Origin of the sequence: Devosia marina, assembly GCF_009758415.1 — a bacterium.
Taxonomy (GTDB): Bacteria; Pseudomonadota; Alphaproteobacteria; order Rhizobiales; family Devosiaceae; genus Devosia; species Devosia marina.
The window spans coordinates 82,276-109,112 of the sequence record NZ_WQRF01000007.1; the positions used below are offsets into that span (position 1 = coordinate 82,276).

The 26,837-nt window shown below is 61.4% G+C and carries 25 protein-coding genes, 2 tRNA genes and 1 pseudogene; 12 read left to right on the forward strand and 16 right to left on the reverse strand.

Annotation, left to right across the window (positions count from 1 at the left end; all coding sequences use genetic code 11):
* Window positions 1–74: 74 nt before the first annotated feature.
* The 3 genes from GO014_RS16225 to GO014_RS19575 all read left to right on the forward strand — a co-directional run bounded on the left by GO014_RS16225 (window position 75) and on the right by GO014_RS19575 (window position 4,253).
* Window positions 75–2,363 (forward strand): putative PEP-binding protein, encoded by a 2,289-nt coding sequence (locus GO014_RS16225; protein WP_157291371.1) that lies wholly within the window; start codon window positions 75–77, stop codon window positions 2,361–2,363.
* Between the two features lie 84 nt (window positions 2,364–2,447).
* Window positions 2,448–3,002 carry a hypothetical protein gene (locus GO014_RS16230; protein WP_116589217.1) on the forward strand — a complete coding sequence of 185 codons (555 nt, stop codon included), beginning with the start codon at window positions 2,448–2,450 and terminating at the stop codon, window positions 3,000–3,002.
* A 177-nt stretch (window positions 3,003–3,179) separates the two neighbouring features.
* Window positions 3,180–4,253 (forward strand): cell wall hydrolase, encoded by a 1,074-nt coding sequence (locus GO014_RS19575; protein ID WP_157291373.1) that lies wholly within the window; start codon window positions 3,180–3,182, stop codon window positions 4,251–4,253.
* A 13-nt stretch (window positions 4,254–4,266) separates the two neighbouring features.
* On the opposite strand, the gene GO014_RS16240 is transcribed toward GO014_RS19575, so the two are convergent.
* From GO014_RS16240 to ygfZ, 3 genes are all read right to left on the reverse strand, one after another.
* Window positions 4,267–4,719 carry a hypothetical protein gene (locus GO014_RS16240; protein ID WP_157291374.1) on the reverse strand — a complete coding sequence of 151 codons (453 nt, stop codon included), beginning with the start codon at window positions 4,717–4,719 and terminating at the stop codon, window positions 4,267–4,269.
* 113 nt (window positions 4,720–4,832) lie between these two features.
* Window positions 4,833–5,450 carry an HD domain-containing protein gene (locus tag GO014_RS16245; protein WP_157291376.1) on the reverse strand — a complete coding sequence of 206 codons (618 nt, stop codon included), beginning with the start codon at window positions 5,448–5,450 and terminating at the stop codon, window positions 4,833–4,835.
* A 69-nt stretch (window positions 5,451–5,519) separates the two neighbouring features.
* Window positions 5,520–6,362 (reverse strand): CAF17-like 4Fe-4S cluster assembly/insertion protein YgfZ, encoded by an 843-nt coding sequence (gene ygfZ / locus GO014_RS16250; RefSeq protein ID WP_157291377.1) that lies wholly within the window; start codon window positions 6,360–6,362, stop codon window positions 5,520–5,522.
* 68 nt (window positions 6,363–6,430) lie between these two features.
* On the opposite strand from ygfZ, the gene GO014_RS16255 reads away from it, so the two are divergent.
* On the forward strand, window positions 6,431–7,759 hold the full coding sequence (locus tag GO014_RS16255) for a dihydroorotase (RefSeq protein ID WP_157291379.1): 1,329 nt from the start codon (window positions 6,431–6,433) through the stop codon (window positions 7,757–7,759).
* Window positions 7,760–7,777: 18 nt separating this feature from the next.
* Here the strand turns inward: GO014_RS16255 and GO014_RS16260 are convergent, their stop codons facing one another.
* The 3 genes from GO014_RS16260 to GO014_RS16270 all read right to left on the reverse strand — a co-directional run bounded on the left by GO014_RS16260 (window position 7,778) and on the right by GO014_RS16270 (window position 9,076).
* Window positions 7,778–8,056: a hypothetical protein gene (locus GO014_RS16260; protein WP_157291381.1), complete on the reverse strand. Its 279-nt coding sequence runs from the start codon at window positions 8,054–8,056 to the stop codon at window positions 7,778–7,780.
* 96 nt (window positions 8,057–8,152) lie between these two features.
* On the reverse strand, window positions 8,153–8,479 hold the full coding sequence (locus GO014_RS16265) for a TIGR02301 family protein (RefSeq protein WP_157291382.1): 327 nt from the start codon (window positions 8,477–8,479) through the stop codon (window positions 8,153–8,155).
* 195 nt (window positions 8,480–8,674) lie between these two features.
* On the reverse strand, window positions 8,675–9,076 hold the full coding sequence (locus GO014_RS16270) for an NUDIX hydrolase (RefSeq protein WP_116589210.1): 402 nt from the start codon (window positions 9,074–9,076) through the stop codon (window positions 8,675–8,677).
* Window positions 9,077–9,150: 74 nt separating this feature from the next.
* Between GO014_RS16270 and GO014_RS16275 the strand changes: the two genes are divergently transcribed.
* A complete protein-coding gene (locus GO014_RS16275; protein ID WP_157291383.1) occupies window positions 9,151–9,903 on the forward strand; it encodes an SOS response-associated peptidase in 753 nt (250 codons plus the stop codon).
* Window positions 9,904–9,965: 62 nt separating this feature from the next.
* Here GO014_RS16275 and GO014_RS16280 read toward each other — a convergent pair whose 3' ends face one another.
* Window positions 9,966–10,529: a hemerythrin domain-containing protein gene (locus GO014_RS16280; RefSeq protein ID WP_157291384.1), complete on the reverse strand. Its 564-nt coding sequence runs from the start codon at window positions 10,527–10,529 to the stop codon at window positions 9,966–9,968.
* Window positions 10,530–10,594: 65 nt separating this feature from the next.
* Window positions 10,595–12,010, reverse strand: coding sequence for an FAD-binding oxidoreductase (locus GO014_RS16285; protein ID WP_157291386.1), 1,416 nt, complete (start codon window positions 12,008–12,010; stop codon window positions 10,595–10,597).
* 124 nt (window positions 12,011–12,134) lie between these two features.
* On the opposite strand from GO014_RS16285, the gene GO014_RS16290 reads away from it, so the two are divergent.
* Together GO014_RS16290 and aroC are read left to right on the forward strand one after the other, a co-directional pair.
* On the forward strand, window positions 12,135–12,776 hold the full coding sequence (locus GO014_RS16290) for a histidine phosphatase family protein (RefSeq protein WP_157291387.1): 642 nt from the start codon (window positions 12,135–12,137) through the stop codon (window positions 12,774–12,776).
* Between the two features lie 48 nt (window positions 12,777–12,824).
* The gene (gene aroC / locus GO014_RS16295) at window positions 12,825–13,940 is read left to right on the forward strand and encodes a chorismate synthase (protein ID WP_157291389.1); all 1,116 of its coding nucleotides are present in this window, start codon (window positions 12,825–12,827) and stop codon (window positions 13,938–13,940) included.
* Here aroC and GO014_RS16300 read toward each other — a convergent pair.
* Window positions 13,937–14,860: an MBL fold metallo-hydrolase gene (locus GO014_RS16300; protein ID WP_157291390.1), complete on the reverse strand. Its 924-nt coding sequence runs from the start codon at window positions 14,858–14,860 to the stop codon at window positions 13,937–13,939. The genes aroC and GO014_RS16300 overlap by 4 nt on opposite strands.
* A 91-nt stretch (window positions 14,861–14,951) precedes the next feature.
* Here GO014_RS16300 and GO014_RS16305 point away from each other — a divergent pair, with 91 nt between their 5' ends.
* Window positions 14,952–15,566, forward strand: a complete 615-nt coding sequence (locus tag GO014_RS16305) for a biotin transporter BioY (protein WP_157291392.1) — start codon at window positions 14,952–14,954, stop codon at window positions 15,564–15,566.
* Window positions 15,567–15,637: 71 nt separating this feature from the next.
* Here the strand turns inward: GO014_RS16305 and GO014_RS16310 are convergent, their stop codons facing one another.
* The 5 genes from GO014_RS16310 to GO014_RS16330 all read right to left on the reverse strand — a co-directional run bounded on the left by GO014_RS16310 (window position 15,638) and on the right by GO014_RS16330 (window position 22,229).
* Complete coding sequence (locus GO014_RS16310; protein ID WP_116589202.1) at window positions 15,638–16,720, reverse strand: ABC transporter ATP-binding protein; 1,083 nt, start codon at window positions 16,718–16,720, stop codon at window positions 15,638–15,640.
* 34 nt (window positions 16,721–16,754) lie between these two features.
* A complete protein-coding gene (locus GO014_RS16315; protein ID WP_157291394.1) occupies window positions 16,755–17,582 on the reverse strand; it encodes a carbohydrate ABC transporter permease in 828 nt (275 codons plus the stop codon).
* Window positions 17,579–18,487 (reverse strand): carbohydrate ABC transporter permease, encoded by a 909-nt coding sequence (locus GO014_RS16320; RefSeq protein WP_116589200.1) that lies wholly within the window; start codon window positions 18,485–18,487, stop codon window positions 17,579–17,581. The genes GO014_RS16315 and GO014_RS16320 overlap by 4 nt, the downstream gene beginning before the upstream one ends.
* 76 nt (window positions 18,488–18,563) lie before the next feature.
* Window positions 18,564–19,853: an ABC transporter substrate-binding protein gene (locus GO014_RS16325; RefSeq protein WP_157291395.1), complete on the reverse strand. Its 1,290-nt coding sequence runs from the start codon at window positions 19,851–19,853 to the stop codon at window positions 18,564–18,566.
* A gap of 57 nt (window positions 19,854–19,910) precedes the next feature.
* Window positions 19,911–22,229 (reverse strand): alpha-L-rhamnosidase, encoded by a 2,319-nt coding sequence (locus GO014_RS16330; protein WP_157291408.1) that lies wholly within the window; start codon window positions 22,227–22,229, stop codon window positions 19,911–19,913.
* A 240-nt stretch (window positions 22,230–22,469) separates the two neighbouring features.
* Between GO014_RS16330 and GO014_RS16335 the strand changes: the two genes are divergently transcribed.
* Window positions 22,470–23,501, forward strand: coding sequence for a LacI family DNA-binding transcriptional regulator (locus GO014_RS16335; RefSeq protein WP_157291397.1), 1,032 nt, complete (start codon window positions 22,470–22,472; stop codon window positions 23,499–23,501).
* 64 nt (window positions 23,502–23,565) lie between these two features.
* Here GO014_RS16335 and GO014_RS16340 read toward each other — a convergent pair.
* Window positions 23,566–23,642: transfer RNA gene (locus GO014_RS16340), tRNA-Pro, on the reverse strand.
* A gap of 172 nt (window positions 23,643–23,814) precedes the next feature.
* On the opposite strand from GO014_RS16340, the gene GO014_RS16345 reads away from it, so the two are divergent.
* The 3 genes from GO014_RS16345 to GO014_RS16355 all read left to right on the forward strand — a co-directional run bounded on the left by GO014_RS16345 (window position 23,815) and on the right by GO014_RS16355 (window position 25,920).
* Window positions 23,815–23,889 (forward strand) — tRNA-Gln (locus tag GO014_RS16345).
* 422 nt (window positions 23,890–24,311) lie between these two features.
* Window positions 24,312–24,815 carry a hypothetical protein gene (locus GO014_RS16350; RefSeq protein ID WP_157291398.1) on the forward strand — a complete coding sequence of 168 codons (504 nt, stop codon included), beginning with the start codon at window positions 24,312–24,314 and terminating at the stop codon, window positions 24,813–24,815.
* Window positions 24,742–25,920 carry a site-specific integrase gene (locus tag GO014_RS16355; RefSeq protein WP_157291400.1) on the forward strand — a complete coding sequence of 393 codons (1,179 nt, stop codon included), beginning with the start codon at window positions 24,742–24,744 and terminating at the stop codon, window positions 25,918–25,920. Before GO014_RS16350 ends, GO014_RS16355 begins: the two co-directional genes overlap by 74 nt.
* Before the next feature lie 804 nt (window positions 25,921–26,724).
* Here the strand turns inward: GO014_RS16355 and GO014_RS19265 are convergent.
* A pseudogene (locus GO014_RS19265) lies at window positions 26,725–26,837 on the reverse strand (IS5/IS1182 family transposase); the annotation flags it as partial.

Consider the following 26,837-nt stretch of genomic DNA (forward strand, 5'->3'; position numbering starts at 1 on the left):
CAAGTCAAGTGCTGTTGCAGCCGGGGCAGGGCATAGGCAATATGCGCTCGAGTAAGTGACCGGGACGGTTCCAGGTGAGTTTGGCGCAGGAAATGTTTGCGATTGCCCCGGCGACGGGGAAGGCGAACCTGAGCGCTGGTCAGCTCAAGCTGCTCACCGGCAAGTCCCGCTGGATTTTCCGCGTCGGCGAAGCCGGTTTCCCCACGGTTCCCACCATCGCCATCACCCGCGCCGCCTGGGAGGAATTGCAGGCCGAACGCACACGGCGTGACACCCGTCTGCGCACCCATTGGGTGGCATGCCTGTTCAAGCTCGTCGCCAAGGATGGTCCCGCTCCGCAATTGGTGGTGCGCACCTCGGCTTCTTCGCACAATAGCGGCCTGGCGCCGGCACGGCTGGGCATCTCGGCACCCACTGCCCCTGAAGATTCGGTTGACCCCACCCGACCTCTGGCCAAGGCGATCAAGCAGGCCTTCGAAAGCTATGGGTTTTTCGGCGGCGGCTGGATTGCGCCGCGCAATGAGGATGACCGCGCGCGCCAGATCGTTCTGGTGCAGGCCGTGGCGCAGGGCGACATCGAACAATTTCTGACCCGCAACGCCTCCACCGGCGCCATGGGTCCGGCGCCCTTGAATGGCGCGCCCTTGCCGCGCCTGCCCGATGATGTGAACGCGCTGGTCGACCTGCTCGATGCCAAGGCGGGCCGCCACATGGCGTGCCTGGTGGCCATTGAAAAGGGCAAGGTGACCTTCCTGTCGGCGCGGCCCGTGCAGGCCAGCGCCGGGGCGGAGCTGCAGGCCGCAGTGGACCGGGTCGAGCGGAAGGTCTGGACGCCTCAGGGAGCCGTGTCGCGTGTCGATCCCAGTCGCCTCGCGCTCATGCTGCACCCGCGATTGAAGGCACCGGAGGAGGCGACACCCATTGCCATGGGACTGGGCGTTTCGCCTGGGGCGGCCAGCGGCATCATCACCTTCAACCCCGATGACGCTGCACGCCTGCGGGCCCGTGGCAAGCATTGCATCCTGGTGGTCAATGAAACCGGCCCGGCCGACATTGAGGGCATGAAGGCAGCCACCGGCATTCTGACGGCGCGCGGCGGCATGTCGAGCCATGCCGGCGTGATCGCCCGCATCACCGGCAAGCCCTGCGTCGCCGGGGTGCGCAGCCTCACGGTCGATACGCTCGAAATGATCTGCCGCATTGGCGAGCGCGAATTTCGTGCCGGAGACCGGCTGACCATCGATGGCACCGATGGCGCGGTCTATCTCGGCAATCTGCCACTGGCCCAACCCCAGATCGGCGGTGCCATCGGCACGCTGCTGGGCTGGTCCGATGCCAGCCGAAAAATTGCCGTGCGCACCAATGTCGAAACGGTCGAATCGGCGCAGACGGCCCTCAGCTTTGGTGCCGAAGGCATTGGCCTGGCCCGCTCCGAACACATGTTTTTTTCACCCGAGCGCATGGTGGCGCTCCGGCGCATGATCCTTTCGGAAGACGAGGATGCCCGCTCCCGTGCCATTGCGGGCCTGGTCGATTTCCAGACTGGCGACTATTCGGCGCTGTTCTCGGCCATGCAGGGGCTGCCGGTCACCGTCCGCCTGTTCGATCCGCCGTTGCATGAGTTCCTGCCCCGCACCGACGAGGAAATCGAGGAGACCGCGGCCTCGCTCGGCGTGGCCGTGCGCGCCCTGCGCTTGCGGCTTGAGCGCATCGCCGAAATCAATCCCATGCTGGGCCATCGCGGGGTACGCCTGGCCATCACTTATCCCGAAATTCTGCAGATGCAGATGCAAGCCGTGATCGCCGGTGCCCGTGCCGCCAGCGAAACCCAGACACAGCCGGTTGTGGTCGAAGTCATGGTGCCCTTCGTTTCCACGGCCACCGAGGTGTCCTGGGTGCGCGAGCGGATCATGACCATTCTCGACAATGCCGGCATGGGTCGGACCGATCGCATCCGGGTTTCCTTCGGCACCATGATCGAGCTGCCGCGCGCCTGTCTCCGCGCTGGTGACATCGCCTCCATGGTCGACTTCATTTCCTTCGGTACCAACGATCTGACGCAGACCACTTTCGGCATCTCGCGGGATGACGCGCCGACCTTTCTCGCCGCCTATCAGCGCAAGGGCGTCTATGAACGAGACCCCTTTGTCACCATCGACGAGAAGGGTGTGGGCGAAATGATCGCCATTGCCATCGCGCGCGGCAGGGCAGCCAATCCACGTCTCAAGGTCGGCATTTGCGGCGAGCACGCAGGCGATCCGGCTTCCTTGCGCTTCTTTGCCGGTTTAGGCGTCGACTATGTCAGTTGCTCACCCTATCGTGTACCGGTGGCCCGGCTGACCTTGGCCCAGGCTTCGGCTTAAATAGCTTCCATCGCATACCTATATGCGGTGACAAGACAGAACCGGCCGCAACGTGCCGGGACAGACGGGAAGGGCCTTGCGTTCGTGAAGAGATTTGCAGTTGTCCTGGCGCTGCCAGTGCTTTTGGGGCTTGTGCAGCCAGGTTTGGCACAATCGGGTGCGCAATGCGCACCCATCGACAATGATGCCGAACGTCTCGTCTGCTACGACGATATCTTCCGCCCCGGCGGCGTGGTGCCCGAGGGGGGCAGCGTTACCCTTCAATCCGAACAGTTGATCCCCGCCCGCCCCAGCGGCCGGGCCCCGGCAACCATCACGGTCTTTTGCGAGGCCGATATTCTGCAGGTGGCCTTCAGCTTTGCCGGCAACTCCATGTCGGCACTGGGCAGCGATACCGGCATCACTCTGCAATATGACCTGCAGCGCGCCAGAAGTTCGACCCTGCCAGTCAATGAGGACAATACAGCGATCCTGATCGACAATACCCGCGACGCGCGCGCCTTTCTTGATGGCCTGATCGGCGCGACCAATCTGACAGTCCGGGTAACCCCGGCCACCACGCGCTCGCTCTCGGTGCGCTTCCGCGTTGCCGATTTTGCCGACGAAGTGGCGCCGGTCATCGCCGCCTGCGGGCAGTAGCCCGCACCGCACAATTTGCCGCACCCCGCGCCGCAACACGGTCACAAACGCGCCCTTTGGGTGCCCCGAACCCCATTTACCCAGCGCTAACCTTAATAACCGATCATCACAACCATCGGCATTTGAGCGTCACATTTGCCGGGCTTGAGTTGTGTTGCGTAGCGTTGAGTAAAGTATATGGCCCTTTCCCACCGGCCGGTGGCGCAAAAGCGTCCGGTCAGAGCGGTTAGCCGAACAGCCATCCTCGCCCGAGGGGCGATGATGCTGCTTGTGGCCCCCCTTGCCTATGTCGGTCTTGCGGGGGCGGCGTTCGGGCCCGGTTCGGCGCCCCTGGGCAATTCAGGCCTGCCCGGACAGGCCGAACCTGTCGCTGTGGCACAGGCCAGCCTGAGCTATAACGGCGTTGATCCCATCATCACCGGCTCGGTCAATCATCTGTTTGAAAGCGCCAGCTTCACTGGTCCCAACCGCGCGCAGAAAACCGACCGTCTGCGCCCGGCTGTCGATGCCCTGGCCATTTCGAAAAGCTTCGAGCAGGCGCGCCTGCAGATCGCCGCCCTGCGGGCGCCGGCTGATGCGGCCGCCTTGGGTCAAACCAGCATTGCCGACGCCGGTGACACATCAGATGCCCAACCCGGCCCGCGCATGTCGGTGGCGTCGCTTCATCCCAATGCCGCCGCCGCGCTCGATGCCATTGCCGGCATCGCGCCCAAGGCCGAGGGCGAAGCTCCTGCCAACGTGACCTTGCCCGAATCGGTGCCCGAGCAGCTGGCTTATGCCCGCGCCAGCGCGCCGGCGACCGTCACCGAATTGCAGGGCGAGCCAATGGGGGGGCTGTCCGACAAGGAACTCTGGTGTCTGGCCACAGCCATCTATTTCGAGGCGCGCGGCGAAGTCTATCGCGGCCAAGTCGCCGTGGCCCAGGTCATTCTCAATCGCGTCAAGGATCACCGCTATCCCGACACCATTTGCGGCGTCGTGTTCCAGAATCAGAATCGCCGCAATGCGTGCCAGTTCTCCTTTGCCTGCGACGGCATTCCCGAGACCGTGACGGAGCGCCGCCCCTGGGATCAGGCCGAAGAAATCGCGGCCAAGGTGACCAGCGGCGAACTCTATCTGACCGAGGTGGGCGATGCGACCCACTATCACGCCACCTATGTGCGGCCGGCCTGGGCCCCGCGCATGACCAAGGTTACGCAGATCGGCCTGCACGTATTCTACAAGTTCAAGCGGGGCTGGCTGTTCGGCTAGCCGTCACAGAACATCAGGGCAGGGCAGGTCCGCTCAGGCGGATGAAGGAATTGCCGGCACGGCTTCTGAAGCTGTACCAGTCTCCATTGGTCCAGAACCGCACATAAGTGCCCGTGCCACCGCCCACTGCGGTCACGTCGATGCCCGGATAGAGCACGTGCTTTGAGGTCAGGCCATCGGTGGAATAGGTGCCTGTTGCCGTGGTGGTGATGCTCACATGGCTCACCCGCCCGGCTTCGATCTTCTTGACGGTGGTGCTCGAAAGCGGGTCAGTCGACACCCAGTCGGCATACTCGACCTCATACTCCCGGCCGTCGAACTTCACCAATTTGCTGGTATCAAAGCCGGCCGGCATTTCGTCGGCAAAAGCATCGAGCACAAAGACCGGCCCGATGGCGGCCAGCGCCGTCGCGCAGATGGCGCCAAGGGTCATGCCCGTGAGCATGTGGCGTGTCGGCAGGTTCATGGCAGGCGCTCCAGACTGTTCCACTTCGGCACACTTGGCTTAACGAAGCAGTAACCATGAAGTGTCGGAGGCGCACCGTCATACTTAATTTATGGTTAATGTGCACAGACCAGTCAGGTCGAAGAAATATCGTGGCTAATCTGTTCGAAAGCCCCAATAAAACGCTCATGCGCCTGTTGGGTCGGCCAGGGGCGGATGAGCTTGTCGAAGGCCTCGACATCGAAGGCGGACTGGCTGGGCACGCCGAACAGGCGCCGGGCCTCTGGCGGCTCGAACCCGGCAAGGTTGGTCGCTTCGAAAAAGGCCGCTTCCTGGTCCGCTTTCTTGACCAGCTTGTTGACGGCAGCCGGCATGGTTGCGGGCAGCGAGAAACGCAGGAAAATGGCGGCCAGCAGGCCCTTTTCGACATCCTTGTAGCTGCCCCCGATCACCGCCTTGAAAGGCGAGATGATGTCGCCCACCACATATTCAGGAGCGTCATGCAAAAGGCATTGCATCTGCGCCACCGGTTCGGCCTCCGGATTGGCTGCCCGGAACAGTTCGAGCACCAGCACCGAATGCTGCGCCACCGAAAAGGGATAATCCCCGATCGTCTGCCCGTTCCATCGCGCCACGCGCGCCAGGCCATGGGCGATGTCGGACAACTCCACATCGACAGGCGAGGGGTCGAGAATGTCGAGACGGCGCCCGGACAGCATACGCTGCCAGGCACGAGTGCTTTGGCGGGACATCGGCATTAGACGCAGCTAGTGGACTGGTGCCACCAGCTTTAACAGATCAGCGCGATTCGAGAATGGAGACTACTCGTCTGCCGAAACCGCGTCGCCCAGACGATAATCGGCCCAGACGGGCAGGGCGATCTCGACCGGCTTGCCGTCGACCGTCACGGTGCCGGGATCGGTGATCCGATCGAGCCGCACGATCGCGACTGCCATCCCGTCCACCACCTGGCCGATTGTTCCGGCCTCCTTGCCCCCTGCGACAACGGCGCTGCCAGCCGGCCCCTCCACTCCCGAAACGATGACAGGACGGCGACGCGCCGTGCCGCGATGCTTCATGCGCGAAACCACTTCCTGACCGACATAGCAGCCCTTGGCAAAGTCAATTCCCTCGAGAATGTCCATGCCGATATCGTGGGCGAAGGCGTCATTGGCAGGGAAGTCATTGCCCTGATGGACAATGCCCAGGGCGATACGTTGCTGCTGGTAGGATGTATCGTTCTGCACCCAGTCCGCGGTCGCTTCTATCGGAGCAATGACCCGCCAGCCCATATCGACAGGCCCCAGCCGGTCCATATGCCTTATGCCTTGGGGTTCCTCGTCCTGCGCAAATCCCACGCGATGGGTATCGCGCAGATCATCGATCACGACCTGAGCCCGCAGGCGATACATCTTCATGCGCTTGAAGAAATCATCGGCGACCGACTGGTGCACGTCGAGCCAGAGGGCGTCGTCCGCATGTCCGGCAAGGCCCTCGGCCAGGATCTTGCCCTGCGCCGACAGCAGCGCCCATGCCGCAGCCACCTCGCCGTCACCGTCGCCAGTACTGGGAATTTCACCAGTCACGACGTCATTGAGCAGGCGATGTGCCTCGGGGCCGGAAAAGCGGAACAGTGCGCGGTCTGCGCGCAGATGGATGGTCATGAGACTTGCCTCGTCGGACGCCCGTGTTAAACCGGCCCTGAACATGGACCAGCGGCGGGACGAAAGACATGGCGCAGTACGACACGATTTTCAAGAATGCCACTGTGGTCAATCAGGATGGCGAGGGCCTGGCCGACATCGCGGTCAAGGACGGCAAGATCGTCGCGCTCGGTTCGGTCGAGGGCAACGCAGTCGAAACACTTGACTGCAAGGGCCTGCACATCCTGCCCGGCGTCATCGACACCCAGGTGCATTTCCGTGAGCCCGGCCTGACACACAAGGAAGACTTGGAGAGCGGCTCGCTCGGTGCCGTCATGGGGGGGGTAACCGGCGTTTTCGAGATGCCAAACACCAATCCGTTGACCACCACGCGCGAAACCTTCGAAGCCAAGATCGAGGCGGGCACCAATCGCATGCATTGCGATTTCGCCTTTTATATCGGCGGCACCCACGAAAATGTCGGCGAACTGCCGATGCTCGAAAAACTGCCCGGCTGTGCGGGCGTGAAGGTTTTCATGGGGTCGTCCACCGGCTCGCTGCTGGTGGCCGATGATGATGGCGTCGAGGCCATTCTGCGCGCCATTTCCCGTCGCGCCGCCTTCCACTCCGAAGACGAATTCATGCTCGAAGAGCGCAAGGGCCTGCGCGTTGAAGGCGACCCGTCCAGCCATCCCGTCTGGCGTTCGCCCGAAGTCGCCATGAGCTGCACCACGCGGCTGGTCAACCTGGCCCGCAAGACCGGCAAGCGCATTCATGTCTTGCACATCTCGACCAAGGAAGAGATTGTTTATCTGGCCGATCACAAGGATGTCGCAAGCGTCGAGGTGACGCCGCACCACCTGACGCTTGACGAGACCGCCTATGAGCGCCTTGGCACCTATGCCCAGATGAACCCGCCGGTGCGCGACAAGGTTCACCGCGAGGGCATCTGGAAGGGCGTCGCCAACGGCGTTGCCGATATTCTAGGCTCCGACCACGCGCCGCACACGCGCGAGGAAAAGGACCACCCCTATCCCCAGAGCCATTCAGGCATGACCGGGGTGCAGACCCTGGTGCCCACCATGCTCGACCACGTGAACAATGGGAAGCTCAGCCTGCAGCGCTTTGTCGACATGACCAGCCACGGCCCCAATCGCCTGTTCGGCATCGTCGGCAAGGGCCGAATTGCCGTGGGCTATGACGCGGACCTGACCATTGTCGACATGAAGCGGCGCGAAACCATCACCAATGAATGGATAAAGAGCCGCGCTGGCTGGACACCCTATGACGGGGTCACCGTCACGGGTTGGCCGGTCGGCACCATCGTGCGCGGCAACAAGGTGATGTGGCAGGGCGAACTGGTAACCCCCTCAAAGGGCCAGCCCATGCGGTTCCTGGAGGCGTTGCCGCAAGGGTAGGGGGCAAAGGGCCTGCTGCTACTGCAGAATCCGGTCCAGATTATATTCGCCATTGCGGATGCGTTCAGGGAGCAGCGCGACCAGGTCGGCAGTGGCCTCGTCGCCATGCATCTTGACGAAGGTGGCCAGCGCCGCGAACAGCGAAGCATGCGCCAGCGAGGCGGATTCCAGCCCGTCTTCTTCGGCGCTGTTCCAGGCTTCGGCCAGATACTCCAGAGCCAGTTGCCGTTCCGACTGACTGCGGTCGAACGGTCCGATCCCGGATGCGGGCGAGAAGATGGTTTTGGGCGTGCTCATGATGCGGGCATAACATGGCGCGCGGGCCACTTCTCGGAGGAAGTAAGCCGAAGGTTAACAGCGGGTAGGCAATTGCATGGACCCGCCCGTCCCGGACTACTCGGCAAAACGCGTGTGAATATCCCGCGCCAGCCTCTGTGCCTCGTCCAGCAGCCGCGTCAGCGCCTCGCGCGAAGAGGGGGTGCAATGCTTATGCAGGCGGGCAAAGGCCGTGTACCCCGTGTTGAACGCTCCTGCCAGGCGCTGCCGCCGATCATCGTCCGGTTCATCCAGCTCGATCAGTTCGGACGCCTGCTGCCGCCAGTCCTCTGTGCCGGTTTCGCACAGCGGCTCCAAAAAATACAGGCTGCCCATGATCTCGGTCAGCCGCTCCATCTGGCGCTGGTAGAGCGGGTCAATGGCGTGAGCGGGAGATGCAAGCATGAGGGCGACCGCTATCCCACCAAGCAATCCGCGGAGGCGAGAGCCCCCAGCCATGATCCCGCCCCACAAGGGGGAGGGAGACGATGAAAACTGTTGCCACAGTCTTGCGGCTCCTTCCCCTCGATGGGGAGGGATTGAGAGTGGGGTGGGGCCGCGGGCAGCATCACGTGGGTTCAACTCGTCCATGCCCGCCTTCTACCAGCTTTGCCCCAACACCCTGAAGCACTCTCTGATCACCTCATCCAGCCGTGATGTGGTGCGCAGCGCCGGCAACATGCCCGGATCGGCCCATTTGTGGTCGATGATCTCGTCCGATGGGCGGATCACCCCGGAAAAATCCGTGGTGGCAAAGACGGCGAGCCGATAGGTGCCGTCCCGACCCAGGGCCTGCACCATGGCGAGTTGTGGGTTGCGGATCGTGATCCCCAACTCCTCCTGCAATTCGCGCATTGCGCATTGCTCTACAGTCTCGCCGGGGTCCATCCGACCACCCGGAAAGGTCCACAAATTCTGGTAGGGCGCATAGGCCCGCTTGATAATCAGCACCTTGCCGTCGCGGACAAGGGCAACGCTGGCGGCGTTGGGAAGGTCTGTCATGGATGGAACGGGGCCCGCCGGTTTGCGATTCGTGAGCCAAGAGCTTACCTCTCCCGAGGTAAAGGAGACATGCCATGTGCGGACGCTATGCTTCGACCCTGCCGCCCGAGATGATGGAGGAGCTGTTCAAGCTCCTCAACAGCGTCGAAACCGTGCCACGCTACAATATCGCGCCGACCCAGCCTGTCGTTGCCATCTGGGAAGCTGAGGCCCGGCGCGAGGCCCATCTGGCGCGGTGGGGCTTCGTCCCCCATTGGGTCAAGGACCCGCGCGATTTCCCCTTGCTGGTCAATGCCCGCGCCGAGAGCATGGCCGAAAAACCGGCCTTTCGCGACCGGGTCAAGCATGGCCGCTGCCTCGTCCCCGCCAGTGGTTACTATGAATGGCACACCGGCCCGGACAAGAAAAAGCAGCCCTACTATATCACCCGCGCCGATGGACAGCCTATGGCGCTGGCCGGGCTTTATTCTGTCTGGATGGGCCCCAATGGCGAGGAGTTCGATACCGTCGCCACCATCACTGTTGCCGCTAATACCCAGCTTTCACCCATCCACGACCGCATGCCAGCGATCCTGCTGGACGAAGCCGCGCAAGACGCTTGGCTCAATTTGCGTGAGGTCGGGGCCGATCAGGCCACGCAAATGGCCCTGCCGCTCGAAGATGGCGTGCTGAAATTCCATCCCGTCTCGACCCGGGTCAATTCTGCCCGCGACGACGATCCCGGGCTGATCGACCCGGTGGACCTGGCAAATCCTGAGCCGTCGTGGATGCCTAAGCCTAAGCCGAAGAAGGCCGCCGGAGGTGGCGGGCAAATGGATCTGTTCTGAGCCCCCGTTCTGTTCCTCTCCCCGAGGGGGAGAAGAACAAATTCGGCCCGTGCCCTTGCCCCCTAAACCCCGATCTCGAAATAGCCCAGAGCGTCGCCGATGGACTCTTCTTCGTAGTGGAGGTGGCTGAGCAGCACTTTTTCCAGCGCCCGGAACACGGTCACGGCATCCTCGAAATTGGATGGCCCCGGCGCATCGGCCAGTTTGATCAGCGCGTCAATCAGCCTTTCGAGCAGTTGGTGCACCACCACATGCTCGGCCTGCAGGCGGTCCGCAATGGCCTTGAATGCCGGGCCCTGCGCGGCGATGCCAGGGAAGATCGCATAGTCTTCGATGGAATGGTGGCCATGAACGAACTGGCAATATTGCCCGCACAGCGTGCCGAAGCGCCTATAGTTCGACACCATGACGAGGTCAGCGGTTTCGGACTTGATCTCTTCTACGCTCGCCTTGCCTTCCGAAGCGCGTTCGATCAGCCGGCCGAGCACCACCATATTCTCGCGCAGATGGTCATGAATCTGCCTCAAGTGGTCACCCGGCGCTTTCTGCGCTTCGGTCACACCGTTAAGCTTGGGAATGGCAGGACGCGTGGCGTCGTCAAGGAATTGTATGTCTTTGAGCAGCATCGCCCAGACATGGTCCGGGCGGGAGGGAGGTGCAAGAAGGCACACGAAAGTGACCGGCGGCGCGGCTAACCCAGCAATTTCCCCGGATTGAGAATCCCGTTCGGGTCCAGCGCCGTCTTGATTGCCCGCATCATCTCGAGCGCCACTGGATCCTTAACCTGTCGCAGCAGCTCTGTTTTAAGCTGTCCGATGCCATGTTCGGCCGAGACCGAGCCGCCCAGTTTGAGCACCACCTCATAGATGATCTCGTGCATGGCCTCGTCGTACTCCGCCATGAAGGCCTTGGGATCGGCGCCGACCGGCATCGAGAAATTGAAGTGAATATTGCCATCCCCCATATGGCCGAACGGCACGGGGCGAATGCCGGGCGCGAATTTTTCTGCCGCTGCCGATCCCTCGGCAATCAGCGCGGGGACAGCTGCAATGGGCACTGAAACATCGTGCTTGATCGAGGCACCTTCGCGGCTCTGGCATTCGCTCATCTGCTCGCGGAATGCCCACATGCGGGTGCGGTCAGCGAGGGCCTCGGCCATTACCGCGTCGGAAATGAGCGTCTTGTCGAAAGCCACCTCCAGCGCCGACTGCAGGGCGCCCGGCTCCGTACCGGCCATACGGGTCAATTCGATCAAGGCATACCAGGGCGAAGCGCTCGCGGTCGGATCCTTGTCCAACATGCCGTGGCGAAGCTGGATGTCGAGCCCGATCCAGGGGATCAGTTCGAAGGCATTGAGGCGCGAGCCAACGCGTTCACGCATCAGCTGAAACAATTCCAGTGCCGCATCGGGAGAGGCCACGTTGACGATGGCCGTCTCATAATCTTGGGGCAGGGGATAGAGCTTCAGGCTTGCAGCGGTAATGATGCCGAGCGTGCCTTCCGCGCCCACCAGAAGATCTTTGAGATCATAGCCGGTATTGTCCTTCTTGAGCGCGTTGAGCCCCTGATAGAGCCGTCCATCCGCCAGCACGGCCTCGACCCCCATGGTCAGCTCGCGCGCATTGCCATAGGCCAACACGTTGACGCCCCCGGCATTGGAGGACAGAACGCCTCCAATCCGTGCCGAGCCCTGCGACGCCAGCCACAGCGGGAACATCGCTCCCTCTGCTTCTGCCGCCCTATGGGCGTTTTCAAGGATTACCCCGGCCTCGGCCGTCATCACCCCGGCACCCGCATTTATCGAGCGGATGCGATCGAGCTTGTGCAGACTCAGGATCACCTCGCGACCCGAAAGCGGCACCTGCGCACCGACCAGTCCGGTATTTCCGCCCTGCGGAACAATGCCGACATGGTTCTGGTTAGCCCACGCCATCACTTTTTGAACTGCTTCCACGCTGGGCGGCGTTACGATCGCCGAAGCGGTCTGGTGGAAACGCTTGCGTGGTTCATCAAGCCACGCCCCCATCTTTTCGGTGTCGGTCACGATCCCATCGCTCCCCACAATCCCGGCCAGGGCATCACGGATTTCGTTAGCGGTGAGGGGCATGTCAGAACTCCAAAACAGATGAGCTATGAGGGCGTTGCGCTTGCTTGCGCGGTCTAGGGTGTGCCACAAGCAAGCCACAGACTCCAGACGAACAAAGGCCGTGCCAGTAGGCGCGGAAGTGTCCATGACTGCCCCTTCCTGGCCAGATTTCTATTTCGCGCGCCACGGCGAAACCGACTGGAACCGTGAACAGCGTTATCAGGGCAGCCGCGATATCCCGCTCAACCGCACCGGCCAGTTGCAGGCCGACGCCAATGGCCTGCTGCTGCGCGACCTGCTGGAGCGCGACGGTGTCGATCCCGCCTCGCTCAACTGGTTTGCCTCGCCGCTGAGCCGGGCGTCCGAAACCATGGACCGCATGCGCGCCGCCTTCGATATCGCGCTGCCGCCCGTAATTCACGACAAGCGGCTGATCGAGATTTCCTTCGGCAATTTCGAGGGCCGCCTGCACGCTGAGATCGCCCGCGAATATTCAGCGCTGGCACCCGGTGAACGCGACGAGAGCTATTGGCGCTTCCGCCCCGAAAATGGCGAGAACTATGACGATGTAGCGACCCGCCTGCTCGATTTCGCGCGCGAACTGACCCATCATGCGGTGGTCGTGGCCCATGGCGGCGTGCTGCGCGTGGTTCGGCATCTGGTGGAAGGCACGCCACGCGGTGATGTGCTCAACTGGCCGCCGCCGCAGGGTGTGATCGCTCATTTCGCCGGTGGCCGGATGACGCTGCATGCGGCTGAGAACACCTGGGACGAGCCGGTCGATTGACCTGACGCCTCGGCCTGCCTAGAACGCTCGCAACCACGGGGCCGCGCCATGTCTTTCAATACGTTCGGGCATCTTTTTCGTTTCACCACCTGGGGCGAAAGCCACGGGCCGGCGCTGGGCGTCGTGGTCGACGGTTGCCCGCCGGGCATTGCGTTGACCCCCGAGATGATTCAGCGCGATCTCGATCGCCGCAAGCCCGGACAGTCCAAATTCACCACGCAGCGCCGCGAGGCCGACGAGGTGAAAATCCTTTCCGGCGTGTTCGAGGACGAACGCACCGACGGCCCGCGGACCACCGGCACGCCGATTTCCCTGATGATCGAGAATACCGATCAGCGGTCCAAGGATTATTCGGAGATTCGCGACAAATATCGTCCCGGGCATGCCGACTACACCTATGACCAGAAATACGGCATTCGCGATTATCGCGGCGGTGGCCGCACCTCGGCCCGTGAAACGGCCGCGCGCGTTGCGGCTGGTGCCGTGGCGCGACAAGTACTCGCCGGCGTGACCATTCGTGCCAGCCTGGTGCAGATGGGTCCGCACAAGATCGACTATGCCAATTTCGATTGGGACCAGGTGGGGCAGAATCCCTTCTTCTGCGCCGACGCCAAGGCCGCCGATCTCTGGGCCGAGTATCTTGATGGCTTGCGCAAGGATGGCAATTCGGCCGGTGCGGTGATCGAGGTGGTCGCCGAAGGTGTTCCATCTGGCTGGGGCGCACCGATCTACGGCAAGCTCAGCGCCGATCTGGCCTCGGCGATGATGAGCATCAATGCTGTCAAGGCTGTCGAAATCGGCGCGGGCTTCGAGGCGGCGGGCCTGACCGGTGTGGAGAACGCCGACCAGATGCGGGCGGGCGAGGACAAGCCCTATTTTCTCTCCAACCATGCCGGCGGCATTCTGGGCGGTGTCTCCAATGGCGACCCGATCGTGTGTCGATTTGCGGTCAAGCCGACCTCGTCCATTCTGACCCCGCGCCAGACTGTCACCACGGCCAATGAAGATGTCGACATCATTACCAAGGGCCGCCACGACCCCTGCGTCGGGATCCGCGCCGTGCCGGTGGGCGAAGCCATGATGGCCTTGGTCCTTGCGGATCACATGTTGCGCCACCGGGGACAGACCGGCCGCGAAGGTGGCGTCGGTTTTCAGCGGAACTAGCTACGCGACACGTGCAAGCGGAGTCCAAAGGGTCCGCGTTTCACAGTCAACTGCTCCAGCTTTTCCAGATATTCTACGTGCGCCATAATGGTCATGCGTGCCGCCATGCGCACCTTGGTCGGTTGATTGGGATATATTGCCCTGACCACCGCGCCTATTGTGCGCGCACCTGCGTCCACGGCGTCCAGCACTTGCTGGTTGCGCATCTGCCGGTGCGCCCTGAGGGCCGCAGCGTGCGCCGGGCCATCTGCAATTCTATCGCCATGTGCGGGGAGATAGCGGCGATAGGGCAGGGCAATGAGCTTGTCCAGCGAAGCGAGATAATCCGCCATTGAGCCGTCCGGCACCGATACCAGGGTAGAATTCCATCCCATCACATGGTCCCCGGAGAACAGCAGGTCGCTGCCCACCACCCCGAAGGCCAGATGGTTGGCGCAATGGCCGGGTGTTGTGAGAACGCTGACGGTCATGTCGCCTGCCGGGATGACTTCACCATCGACCAGGGATCGGTCGGGCACGAGGTCCCAATCGCAAGACTTGCGGATCGGGTTGACTTCGAATCGGCGCAAGGGTCGTGACAGCCGGTGCGGTCCGCCAAACCAGAGCGGCGCGCTTAGCTTCTGCGCCAGCATTTTTGCCGACGCGCTGTGGTCGCGATGGGTATGCGTGAGCAGGATGGCCGTGACCGGACGTCCGCCAATAGCCTTGAGCAGGGCAGCCTCATGCATAGGGTCGATTGGACCCGGATCTATCAGTGCAAGCTTCTGATGCCCCACAAGAAAACTGTTCGTTCCGGTGAATGTAAACGGCGACGCATTGGGGGCAGTAATCCGGACAATGCGCTCTGCAACGGCAACGGGTTGACCCGTTTGGGCATCGAACTGGGTCTCAAAGTGGAGTTCAGGAGCGGTGGGGGCCATTGCGTGCCGTGTAACGAAACCGTAATAGACTGTGGTCCGGACCCGACCACCCGGGAGGGGGTTGGTCCCTATCAATTACGGAAGGTATGAAATGGCTGTGACTTTGACCACGCCCAACACGCTGCTCGGTGCATTCCAGCCCAAGGGCAACGTCGCCAAGCTGGCAACCAATGCCGCTATCGTCCTCATTGGCACCATGCTCATCACGGCTGCTGCCAAGGTCAACGTCCCGGTCTGGCCGGTGCCGGTGACCCTGCAGAGCTTTGCCATTGCCGCGCTCGCCGCTGCTTTCGGCATGCGTATCGGTGTCGCCACCGTTGCCGCATACCTCATCGAAGGGGCCATGGGCCTGCCCGTCTTCGCCACCGGCGGTGGCATGGCTTACCTTTTGGGACCCACCGGCGGCTTCCTCATCGGCTTCCTCGCGCAGGCCGCTATCATCGGCTACGCGGCTGACCGCGGCGCTTCGGGCCGTCCCCTGGCCCTGTTCGGGGCCATGCTGGTGGCGACCGCAGTGCTGTATGCCTTCGGCTTTGCCTGGTTGGTGATGATGGCAGGTCAGGCCGCATGGGTTGATCAGACCAATGTGCTCGCCTCCGCCTTTGCCAAGGCCGTGCAGCCTTTCCTCGTCTGGGACACTCTCAAGATGGCCCTTGCGGCCCTGACCGTGACCGGCCTGTGGAGCTTCTTCGGCGCCAAGCGCTAAGCGAAGACGCAGTTCTTATAAGAAAGGGCCGGTCGAAAGACCGGCCCTTTTTCATGTCCATATTTGGTGGGTCAGCCCGCCGCCACGGCCAACCCATTGGCATCGAACAGCAAGGCCTTCGCCGGATCTACATCGAGCGCCAGGCTCTCGCCGCGCTTGAGCGCCTGGTCGCCATCGAGCACGGCAAGCCAGGAGGCGCCCGATGGGAGCTCGAGATTGACAATGGTCTCGTTGCCCAGCCGCTCGACAAGACCAACGCGACCGACAATGGCCCCGGAGGGCGCGACCACAAGATCGTGTGGCCGCACGCCAAGGGTCAGCTTGTCACCCGGGTGGACCTTGCCGGCGGGCAGCGCGACGGGCACGCCGACGACGTCAGGCCCGCTCACATGGACCGTTTCGCCAACAATCTTGTCGGCATTCACTTCAACGAAATTCATCTTGGGCGAACCGATAAAGCCCGCCACGAAGAGATTGGCAGGGTGCTTGTAGAGTTCGATCGGGCTGCCGACCTGCTGCACCACGCCGCCGTCAAGCACGACGATCTTGTCAGCCAGCGTCATGGCCTCGACCTGGTCGTGCGTCACATAGATCATGGTGGCGTCCAACTCACTATGCAGCTTGGAGATTTCCATGCGCATGTCGACGCGCAGCGCCGCGTCAAGGTTTGACAGCGGTTCGTCGAACAGGAAAACCTCCGGCTGACGCACGATGGCTCGACCGATGGCAACGCGCTGGCGCTGTCCACCCGAAAGCTGGCTCGGCTTGCGGTCTAGCAGATGTTCCATCTGCAGGATACGTGCCGCCTCGCGGATTTTCTGGTCGCGCACCTCCTTGGGGGTCCGCGCCAGCTTCAGGCCAAAGCCGACATTGTCGTACACCGTCATGTGCGGGTAGAGCGCATAGGACTGGAACACCATGGCGATGCCGCGGTCCCGCGGTTCGACTGCGTTGACCACTTTGTCGCCAATCACCAGCTCGCCGCCGGTGATGTCCTCCAGACCTGCAATCATGCGCAGTAGTGTGGACTTGCCGCAGCCTGACGGTCCGACGAAAACAACGAACTCGCCATGCTCGATGGTAAGGTCAACGCCTTTGATGACCTCGACTTTGCCATAGCTCTTGCGGAGCTGTCTCAGTTCAAGCCCGGCCATGGTCGGTCTCCTTGCAGTGTGTCGTCATGTGCCCTTATCCCTTCACAGCGCCGGCCGTCATGCCGGCCACGATCTGCCGGTTGAAGAACATGAAGACCAGCAGCGGCGGTATGGTGATGAGCAGGATATTGGTGAACAGCAGATTATAGGCGGTGCTGAACTGGCTCTGGAAATTATAGAGCGTCAATTGCACGGTCGCGTTGGCATTGCCCGGCAGATAGTAGAGCGGGTTGGTGAAGTCGTTGAAGATTCCGACCGATTGCACCACGATATTGGTGACCGTGACCGGCCAGAGCAGCGGCAGCACAATGCGGAAGAACACATCCAGCGGCCGCGCGCCGTCGATGATGGCCGCTTCGTCGAGATCGCGCGGAATGGTGGCGACGAAAGCGCGGTAGAGAATGATCGAGAAGGGCAGGTTGTAGGCGACCTCGATCAGGATCATACCATGCAGTGTCCCGAACAGTTGCAGGCCCTGCAGCAACCAGATCGTCGGCACCACGGCGGGCGGCACCATCAGGCCCGCCAGGACCAGAAATTCGATCAGCCCGTTCCAGCGTGTTTTGCGTCGGGCCAGCACATAGCCAACCATGGCCGCAAAGATCACCAGCAGGGTCACGCTGACCACGGTGATGATGCTCGAATTGATGAAGGCGGTGATCATCATCCAGTTGCGGGTTTTGACCACCTCGACCACGTTTTCCCAAAAGTGGAATCCGGTGGGAAGGGAAAAGTCCCGCAGGGCCGATTGCTGCCGGTCCTTGAACGCCATCAGGATGATGAAGATGAACGGAATGACGAACACCACGAAAGTGGCTGCGATGGCGGCAGCGCCGCCCAGGATCGAAGTGCGCTTTTTCATTCGTGACCCTGCTTGCGATTGAGGAACATGGTCAGCGGCACAACCAGCAGGGCGATGAGGATGAACAGCACCACATTGCCCGCGGTCGACAGGCCATAGAACCCGGCCTGATACTGCTTGTAGATCACCGAGGCGATGGTATCGGAGGCAAAGCCGGGGCCGCCCTTGGTCATGGCCCAGATCAGATCGAATGTCCTGAGACCGCCGATAAAGCTCAGGGTGATGACGGTCGAGGTGGCCGGCCGGCAGAGCGGTAGGGTGACGTACCAGAAATTCTGCCAGGGCGTGGCGCCGTCAATGCGTGCGGCCTCGTAGTAATCCTGGGGGATCGCGACCAGGCCCGCGATATAGATCACGGTGGCCAGGCCCACGCCCTTCCACACATCGACCAGCGCAACTGAATAGAGCGCCAGGTTCGGATCGGTCAGCCAACCCGGCCCGGCAATGCCGAACAGCGCCAGCGTCTCATTGATCATGCCCTGGGTGGGATGCATGAGGACAGTGAAGGTGATGCCGACGCCAACCGTGGACACCAGCACAGGAAAGAAGATAACCGAGCGCAGATAGCCGCGCCCGACGATCTGGCTGGTCAGCATCACGGCCAGCAGCAGGCCGACCACAACCTTGAGGCCGGACGTCACTGCGGCATAGATCACGGTATTGATCAGGCCCTTGATCAGGAAGGGTTCGCGCAGGAACTGTGCGAAGTTTTCCAGGCCAATGAATTCAGAGTCGAACAGTGTCCAGCGCGTCAGACTGAAATAGAGCGAGGCAAAGGTCGGCACCAGGAACAGCACCGAATAGATGATGGCGGCGGGGGTGAAGAACCATCCCGGATATGGCGAGCGCTTGATGGCCCGCGTTTCGGCCCGGTTGGGTGAACCAGCCATGGTGGAAGCGCTCATGTCTCCCCCTCCTTCAACTCTGAAAGTGGTCCGGGATGCTGCAATCAGCACCCCGGACCATAAGGACTAGTGGCTCTTACCAGCCTTCAAGGCCGAGCTGCTGAGCCTGCTTGCGCACGTCCTCATCATAGAGGGCTGCGGCGCTGGCCGCATCACGGCTGCCGGTACCCACTTCGACCAGGATCTGCTCGAGCGCGGGGCCCTTGACCGGCGAGAGGAATTCAAGCGCCGGAGCGTTCTGGCCGCCTTCCTGGAAGTAGGGCAGCATGTCGGAGACGGAGGGCGGCACGTCGGCCGGCAGCTCACAACCAGCAACCATGTAAGGGCCTGTTGCGCCAACGGCCTCGTTGCGGACGTCGCAGCCTTCTGGGCTTGCTATAAACGCCACGAAGTCCTTGGCCAGATCCGGGCTCGCCGTATTGGCAGCCACATAGACCGAGTCTGGCATCCAGGTGGTCAGGCCGTTGTTCTCGGCGCTGTCGCCGGGCTGGGCAAAAAAGCCCACGTCGTCGAGATAGTCCGGGGCGGTCTCGGCGATCGCGCCGACCGCAAAGGTCAGCATGGGATAATGTGCGCCTTCGCCCATGGCGATCATGCGCACGCCATCAGCATAGGTGGCCGCACCGAAATCGGCGTTGAAGTATCCGGCCTCGGCCACTTCCTGCAGCTTCTCAAAGCCGCGCAGCGCCGCAGGGGTAGTGGCGAACTTGGCTTCATTGGCGGTGAACTTTTCGGCAAAGTCGGGCTCTTCGGCCAGAACATTGTAGAAATCGGACAGCACGAAGAGCTGGCTGGTCCAGGTGTCGGCATAGGTCTGGATCACCGCAACCTTCCCGGCTTCCTTGATCGCTTCATTATTGGCCATGAATTCGTCCCAAGTGGTGGGAATTTCGAGGCCAAGCTCTTCATAGATAGGCTTGTTGTAGAAAATGCCGCCACCCATGGCCGGAGCGAATGGGGCGCCATAGACTTCGCCGCCAGCGGAAACCACGCTCTTGAAGCTGTCCTGAACACCGTCCTGGAACGCCTCGTCGGTCAGGGGCAGCAGGTTCTGGGTCGGGTTGATGGCCTGGAACAGCGAACCCGAATTATACGAAAACACGTCTGCCATGGCGCCGGTTGCCAGGCGTGTCTTGACGATGTTGTCGCCTTCGCCGCCGCCGGGACGCACTTCGATGTCGATGGTGACATCGGGGTTCATGGCCTTGTAGGCCTCGGCCCAGGCTTCCATGGTGGCAATGGATTGCGGGCCATTGTCGACAAGGATCGACAGATAGCCGGACTGCTGTGCCTGGACGGCACTGGCCGTCATCAGCATCCCCAGCGTGCTGGCGCCCATCAGGGCAATGAGTTTGGTCTTGGTCATGGTCTTCCTCCCATTTGGCCGCTAATGCGGTCCGGTCCTAAGAAAGTTACGCGCCGTTCAGGGCGTGTTCGCATTCACCAGCGACCTCTGGCGCTCCTCGCGCCTGGGTGCGGTGTAGTTGAAGGTGACGACGTGGGTCCCCGCGCCCAGCGCGGTCTCGGTCCCGGCCGAAATGGCCGCGCCATCCAGCGTCGCATCGCGATACTGCTCGGCCAGGCGCAAGACGCCCTTGCTGCCGGCAGGCACCTCGATTTCGTAGCGCACAGCCTCGCCTTCGATGGTCCACTCGGCGCGGATCAGCCCGGCCGGGCTGTCGTGATGCGCCTTGACCGGCGCGAGCTCGGGCAGAATGACCGGCTCGAAAACCACGGTCTTGAAGCCGGGATCCGTCTCGTCCGGGCGGAACCCGGCTACCCCTTCGAGAAGCCACTGGCAAACGGCGCCATAGGCATAGTGGTTGTAGGAGTTCATCTGCGGATTATAGATGCTGCCATCGGGCTGGATCGCATCCCAGCGTTCCCAGATGGTCGTGGCGCCCATCTTGACCTGATAGAGCCAGCCCGGAACCTCTTCCTGCAGGAACACTTCGCTGGCCAGCCCCCATTCGCCAATTTTGATCAATGCAGGCAACAGTGCAGGGGTACCGATAAAGCCAGTCCCGATGCGGCGCTCGGCCCGCTCGATCGTGTTCTTGAAATAGCGCTTGGCGGCTTCGAATTTGTCGACCGGGATCAGGTCATGGACGATCGCCAGCGCGTAGGAGGTCTGGTCGTCATAGGCCAGGCGGCCAGACGGCGTCACGAACTCCTTGGCGAACGCCGCCTTCACTTCGCCGGCCATGCCGGCCATTCGATCGGCAATGTCGGTCTTGCCCACGATCCGGGCAATATCGCTCACGGCCTTGGCCGCAATATGAAGATAGACGGTGGCGGCAGCATCGTCGCCCATGGTCGGCAGCGGCTTGGCGCTCGGGCCCTTGGGCTGCAGCCAGTCGCCGAACGAAAAGCCGCGGGCCCCCCATTCGCGCGGCGGCGACACGATCGGGCCATCGCTGATCGACCACACGAAGTCCACCCATTTGACCATTGAGGGCAGCACTTCTTCGAGAAAAGCCGTGTCGCCATAGTGCAGATAGAGCTGCCAGGGCACCATCCAGATGGCGTCGCCCCAGCCGGTCGAACCGTAAAAGCCGGGATAATTGGTGGGGTCCAGTCGCGTCGGGTCGGGGCAGACATGGGGCACCGCCCCGTCTTCGCGCTGGTCGACCATCAGGTCGCGCACCCATTTGTGGAAGAAGCCCTGCACCTCCCCCAGATAGGCGGCGGTTCCGGCAAACACCTGTGCATCGCCGGTCCAGCCCAGGCGTTCGTCGCGCTGCGGGCAGTCGGTCGGAACCTCGATGAAATTAGCGCGCTGGCTCCAGAGTGTATTGAGGAACAGCCGGTTCACCAGCGCATTGCCGGAAGTGAAGCCGGACTTCACCTCGGTCACCGAGCTGATCGGCACGGATACGATATCGATCAGCTTGGCGTCGCCCTCAATGGTTACGCAGACATAGCGGTAGCCCTGGAAGGTAAAGTAAGGGCGATAATGTTCCTCGCCCGTCCCCGCCAGCACATACTCAATGCGCGCATCGGCCGTGCGGTAATTGCCATTGTAGAAATTTCCGTCCTGATCGAGCACTTCGGCGTGTTCGATCGTGATCTTCGCGCCAGCCGCGCCGTTGACCGTGATAGCAACATTGCCCCCGGCGTTCTGGGCGAAGTCGTAAACAGTGCGGCCTTCGGCGTCGGTCCAGCTCTTGGCAACGGCCAGGGGCTCGAGCTCGCGCACGGGCGTGGTTTCATGCGGCACCAGCACCGCCGTGTCGAACGCCAGCGCTTCGGTGCCCGCTGAAACCTTGGGGGCAACCCGCGCGTCAAACACTTCGCCGAAATAGATGCCGGACTTGCGAACGGGCAGTTCGCCGCTTTCCCAGCCCGCATCGGTGACCAACAGCGGCTCTGCGACGCCCGGCGCGGCATGCAGCTCGGCAATGGCCGCAATCTTGTCCCCCCAGGTGTTGAAGATGGGATGCTTGCCCCACATCATCTGCGAGCGCAGCCAGCCATCGGCCAGCCAGATTTCGATCCGGTTCTCGCCCGGCACCAGCAGGTCGCCGACATCATAGGTCTGATAGCTCAGACGCGCATCATAGCTGGTCCAGCCCGGCGTCAGCAGGTCGTTGCCGACACGCTTGCCATTGATGAAGGCGCGATACAGGCCGAGGGCGCTGATGGTCAGCACTTCAGATCCACCGACGCGGTCCAGCGTGAAGGATTTGGCAACAAAGCTGGCCGGCGTGCCCACACCTGCGTCGGCGAGCGGATGGATCATCCGCGCGGTCCAATTGTGCAGGGCTTTTGCTGCACCCTGGGTGTGAACTGCTGCTGCGTCGGTCACGCTGGCCTCCTCGCCGATAAAGTCGCCTGAAGCGATCTTGTAGAATGTTCTACGTGTATCGTTCTACGTTTTTCATCATTTGGCAATAGGCTTTCTCGACTGTGGATCAGCGCGTATAAGGGGCGCCGGTCCGGTACAAAATCGGTTGGAATAACAGGATCTTGGGAGAGCCGGATGGCGCAGGCGGGGGAGGGGCGGCGAAACGGGCGGGTGACGATCCGCGAAGTCGCAGAGGATGCCGGGGTCTCGGTTGCCGCCGTCTCCAAGGTGCTGCGCGATGCCTATGGCGTTTCCGAAGCGCTCCGCGCCAAAGTGCGGGCCTCCATGGACAAGCTGGGCTATCGCCCCCTGGCCTCGGCACGCGGCATGCGCGGCCAGACCTATACGCTGGGCCTGGTCCTGCCCGACCTGCGCAACCCCTTCTTCGCCGACATCATGACCGGCGTGAACAATGCGCTCGAGCGCACCCAGTATCAGGTGATGATGGGGATCAGTTCATCCACGGCAAAGCTGGAAACCGGCGTGGTCGATTCCATGATCGACCGGCAGATGGATGGCATCATCCTGATCGGCTCCACCGAAACACGGGAAAGTCTGAATAGCATTGCTACTAAGAAGCCGCTGGTCGCGATTGGCCATCACGATCCATCGGCCGAAACCTTTGACACGGTCAACAATAACGACCAGCAGGGCGCCTTGCTCGTCGTCCGGCATCTGGTCGCGGCTGGCTACCGCGACATTGCCATGCTGAGCCTGCAGGGTGAGCCATCGTCCATTCTTTCGGAACGCGAGATGGGCTACCGCCGGGGCATGATCGAGGCCGGTCTGGGCGGCGCCATCAATATTGCGCACTCTCCGCAGATCATGCGTGACGTTCAGTTTGCCACACGCCGGCTGCTGCAGGGCCCCAAGCGTCCCGACGCCATCTTCTGTTGGACCGACTTCATCGCCCTTGAGGTGATCAGCGTCGCCACCGAACTGGGCCTGCGCGTGCCCCAGGACGTCGGTATCGTGGGCTATGACAACACCATGTATTGCGACTTCGCCCAGAACAGCCTGACCAGCATCGACCAGTCCGGCGAACTGCTTGGCCTGCAGGCGACACGGTTGGTGATCGAGCGGATCAATGGTCGCTCCGACGTCGAGCATTTCGTGGTACCGCCGCGGCTCGTGGCGCGCCGTAGCACCAGCCGCAAGGAAGGCTGACCCCAAGGGCCGCATAGCTGCCGCCCAATGAAAAACCCCGACGTCCAAAGACGCCGGGGTTGATTGGTCGGAGTAGCAAGATTCGAACTTGCGACCCCCTGCTCCCGAAGCAGGTGCGCTACCAGGCTGCGCTATACTCCGTCAGACTCGCGGCATGTCGGGAAGGCAGGGGCCGAACGGGTCGACCCTGCCGCGATGTGGCGGCTTTATAGCTGTGGTCTTTTCCGTGTTCAAGCGCTTGTGACAACCTTTTGCTCGTGGTGCAGATCGTGTTGCACGGCGCGGCCGAACCGTGTAGGAACCGGCTCCAAGTTGGGGCGTCGCCAAGTGGTAAGGCACCGGTTTTTGGTACCGGCATTCCCAGGTTCGAATCCTGGCGCCCCAGCCAGAAATTCCTAAGTCGTTGATATGTGATGCATTCGCCCTAATGAGGGGCCGGATGACATCGCAGCTGTATTACAGGCGTGTGCTAAAAACCTTTGAGCAGGTTATGCCAGCCATTCCGAACTGCTTTCGCCGCAACGCCGTATATTATTGGCGTCGTTGGAGGCCGGGTCCGCACCGAGAGCTCTTGGAGCTCTGCTTGCGAGTTAAGGAAGCAAGAACGGCCCGCATCATATCGTCCCGCCTGACGGCAGAGAGCGACCGCCTTTTTCCGCTCTGGACTTCGGGCCTTATGAACAAAGATCAGCTCATCTCCTATTTGAATGGACTAATTGTCGAGAAACCTGTCCCATACGGGACGGACTCGTCCTGCTGGCGCACGGCCTGGCGGCGCGCTTGATAGCGACGCGAGGAATTGATGCTCGCTTGTCCGATACTGACGTGGCGGGACTGAAACGGGCATGGGGTCACGAAGAGCTTCCAGACTTGGTTGAGGAGAGCCTAGAGAAGACCCGCCGGGCAGGGCCAGATGCAGCGAGCTTCGTCGAAGAGGCTGTCTCCGCGTCACTTGGCGCAGGCGTCGAACCAACGGGGCAGGCAGCAGAAGCGGTGGCAAAGGCCCGCTGGCTAGCGGAGGCGCACAATTGCTTACAAGCGGCCAAAAATCAGAGCATCATTGATATCGATGTTGACAGATTCATCAATGACATCGCGCAAGGCAGGTGCCTGGCGATCGATGCTCGGCGGCCCGAAACATTGGAGGAATGGCTGCGCAGAACCATCGAGTTCATTCAATACTACAACCCATACGAGTGGGAGGGTAGAGAGGAGGAATTCGAAATTGAGACCTTGCTCGATGACGTCCAGCCCACGCTTGCTTGCCAACTGGATAAGGCATTCAGCCCCGCTGTCCACGACATTCGACCATGAGCACCTCGGTCAATATCTGGACAACTTGCAGCGAGTTCTCGATGATCTCCCGGGAATCCTGAAATCCCGCCAAGTTGCGCAACCAGTTGTGGCGCATGCTGAGCCATCCACGCCCGAGACACGTCCTGACAGGCCTATCCCTATTTCAACGCTCTCGATTCAAGAGCTAGGCCCCGAATTTGTCAAAAGGCAGATTGAGAACCATAGTTGGGATCCGAACACCGCCGATCAGGCAGGAGCGACTTTCAATCTATTTGCTCGATTGATGCGCGAAGAGCGGGGCATCACGCGCTTTGTTGACCTTCGTCAGGCAGACCTCGAACACTTCAATGCTCACCTGCTGTCCATCCATAAGTACTATGGAAAAAGCAGCCGAGAACGTAACTGCTCGATTGCTGAATTGCGGGCAGTCGCGGCGACCAAAACTGATGCAGAAAGAGGGTTATCCATTGGAACGCGCACGCGTCACTTTGGGTTTCTTTCCGGACTGTTCGAGATGGCCAAAGAAACCGAGGATCTCGACCCTCGCTTGCGTCCCGCGGCGTTCACTGGAAAGAAGAAGGTGCGGGCCCGCGATCAACGCTCTATTCCAAAACCGGACGCTATGGCGAAATTCTTCGAGTCGCCTGTTTTTGTCGGTTGCCGCAGCGAAGACGAATTCGACGAACCCGGACCGCTAGTTTTTCACAGAGCCGCCTACTTCGGGCCTATGCTGGCGCACTATCAAGGTATGCGCCGCGAAGAATTCTGCGGCCCAGCTGTGAACGATATCGTTCTGGACAACGGCGAGCATCCCTACATTCACGTTCGCTTCAACGAATTTAGGCGGCTGCAGAACAATCAGTCTGTACGCAACCTGGCGCTTCATCCTGAACTTGTCAGGTTGGGCTTCCTTGCTTATTTGGACTGCCTGCGAAACCTAGGTATTTCGCGTGTTTTTCCTGACCTTCATAACCCCCTTACCAGAGCAGCATTGGGAGACAGACTCTACAAAGAGTTGCAGCCGATCCGGGAGCGACTGGGTATCACGCCCCACCAATTCCGACACTTTTTCAACAATGAGCTCAAGCAAAACCGTGTTCCTAGGAATTTCGGGAAGATTTGATGGGCCATAAAGGACAGTCCGAGACAACCGAACGATATTGCGATCCCGTGGAGATATCCCTTCAGCTTGAAGACCTCGCTAAGATTCAGCTGCGTACTCGACACTTGCAGCCTCAACCGATCCGACTGATTTCTTGGGTTGAGAGAAAGCAGCCGCCTTCTTGGAGCCGTTCTCACAAACGGCGGGGCACCTTCCAAGGTGATTAGGTGCTAACAACTATAATTGTGAGAAAGGCCTGAGCTGCTGACGGTAGCCATGACGCCATGGGGCTCGCGTCGCTTTGCAGTCGCACCCCAGCAAGAAAACGCCCAGCTGGCTCCATCTCCTCGCTTACCTTCGCAGAGGTCAAAGAAGAGCCGGAATCGTTCATAGTCAACCACCACAATGGTTGCCGAGAAGGTCTATGGAGACGCATGCCCCAGGCGTCCGGAATATGAAGCCCCCGGCCTTACAGGCCGCCTCGTCGAAACGACAGCGTCATCACACTGCTCCCGCCAGCCTGCGACACCGGAGACGTCCTGGAAGGGCTGCAAAAGATTTAATGCTAGCTTGCTATCCAGCAGTATTCTGGGAATCTCGACCAAGCAGGGCGCTGTCGGGCGCAGAGACTGCTCCTTCGAGCGAATGGACGGGCGAGTTGCTACACCTCGCGAACCAGAGTGGCGGGGCTTTGAAAGATGCTCATCTCGCTAAGATATTCCGCAGGACAGCCAATCAGGCGAACAGGAAATGGCAGGGTACGATGCGGTTGCCTATCGCATCCTGGCCCGCGATATGGAGGGAGTTCATGCTAGCTAACTAGGGTCAGGACTCATTGATCCAGAAGATGAAGACTGCGGCGAAGGCGATTGCTGACAGGAAGGTGTGAGCGCATCTGTCGTATCTCGCGTGGATTCGCCGCCAGTCCTTGAGGCGCG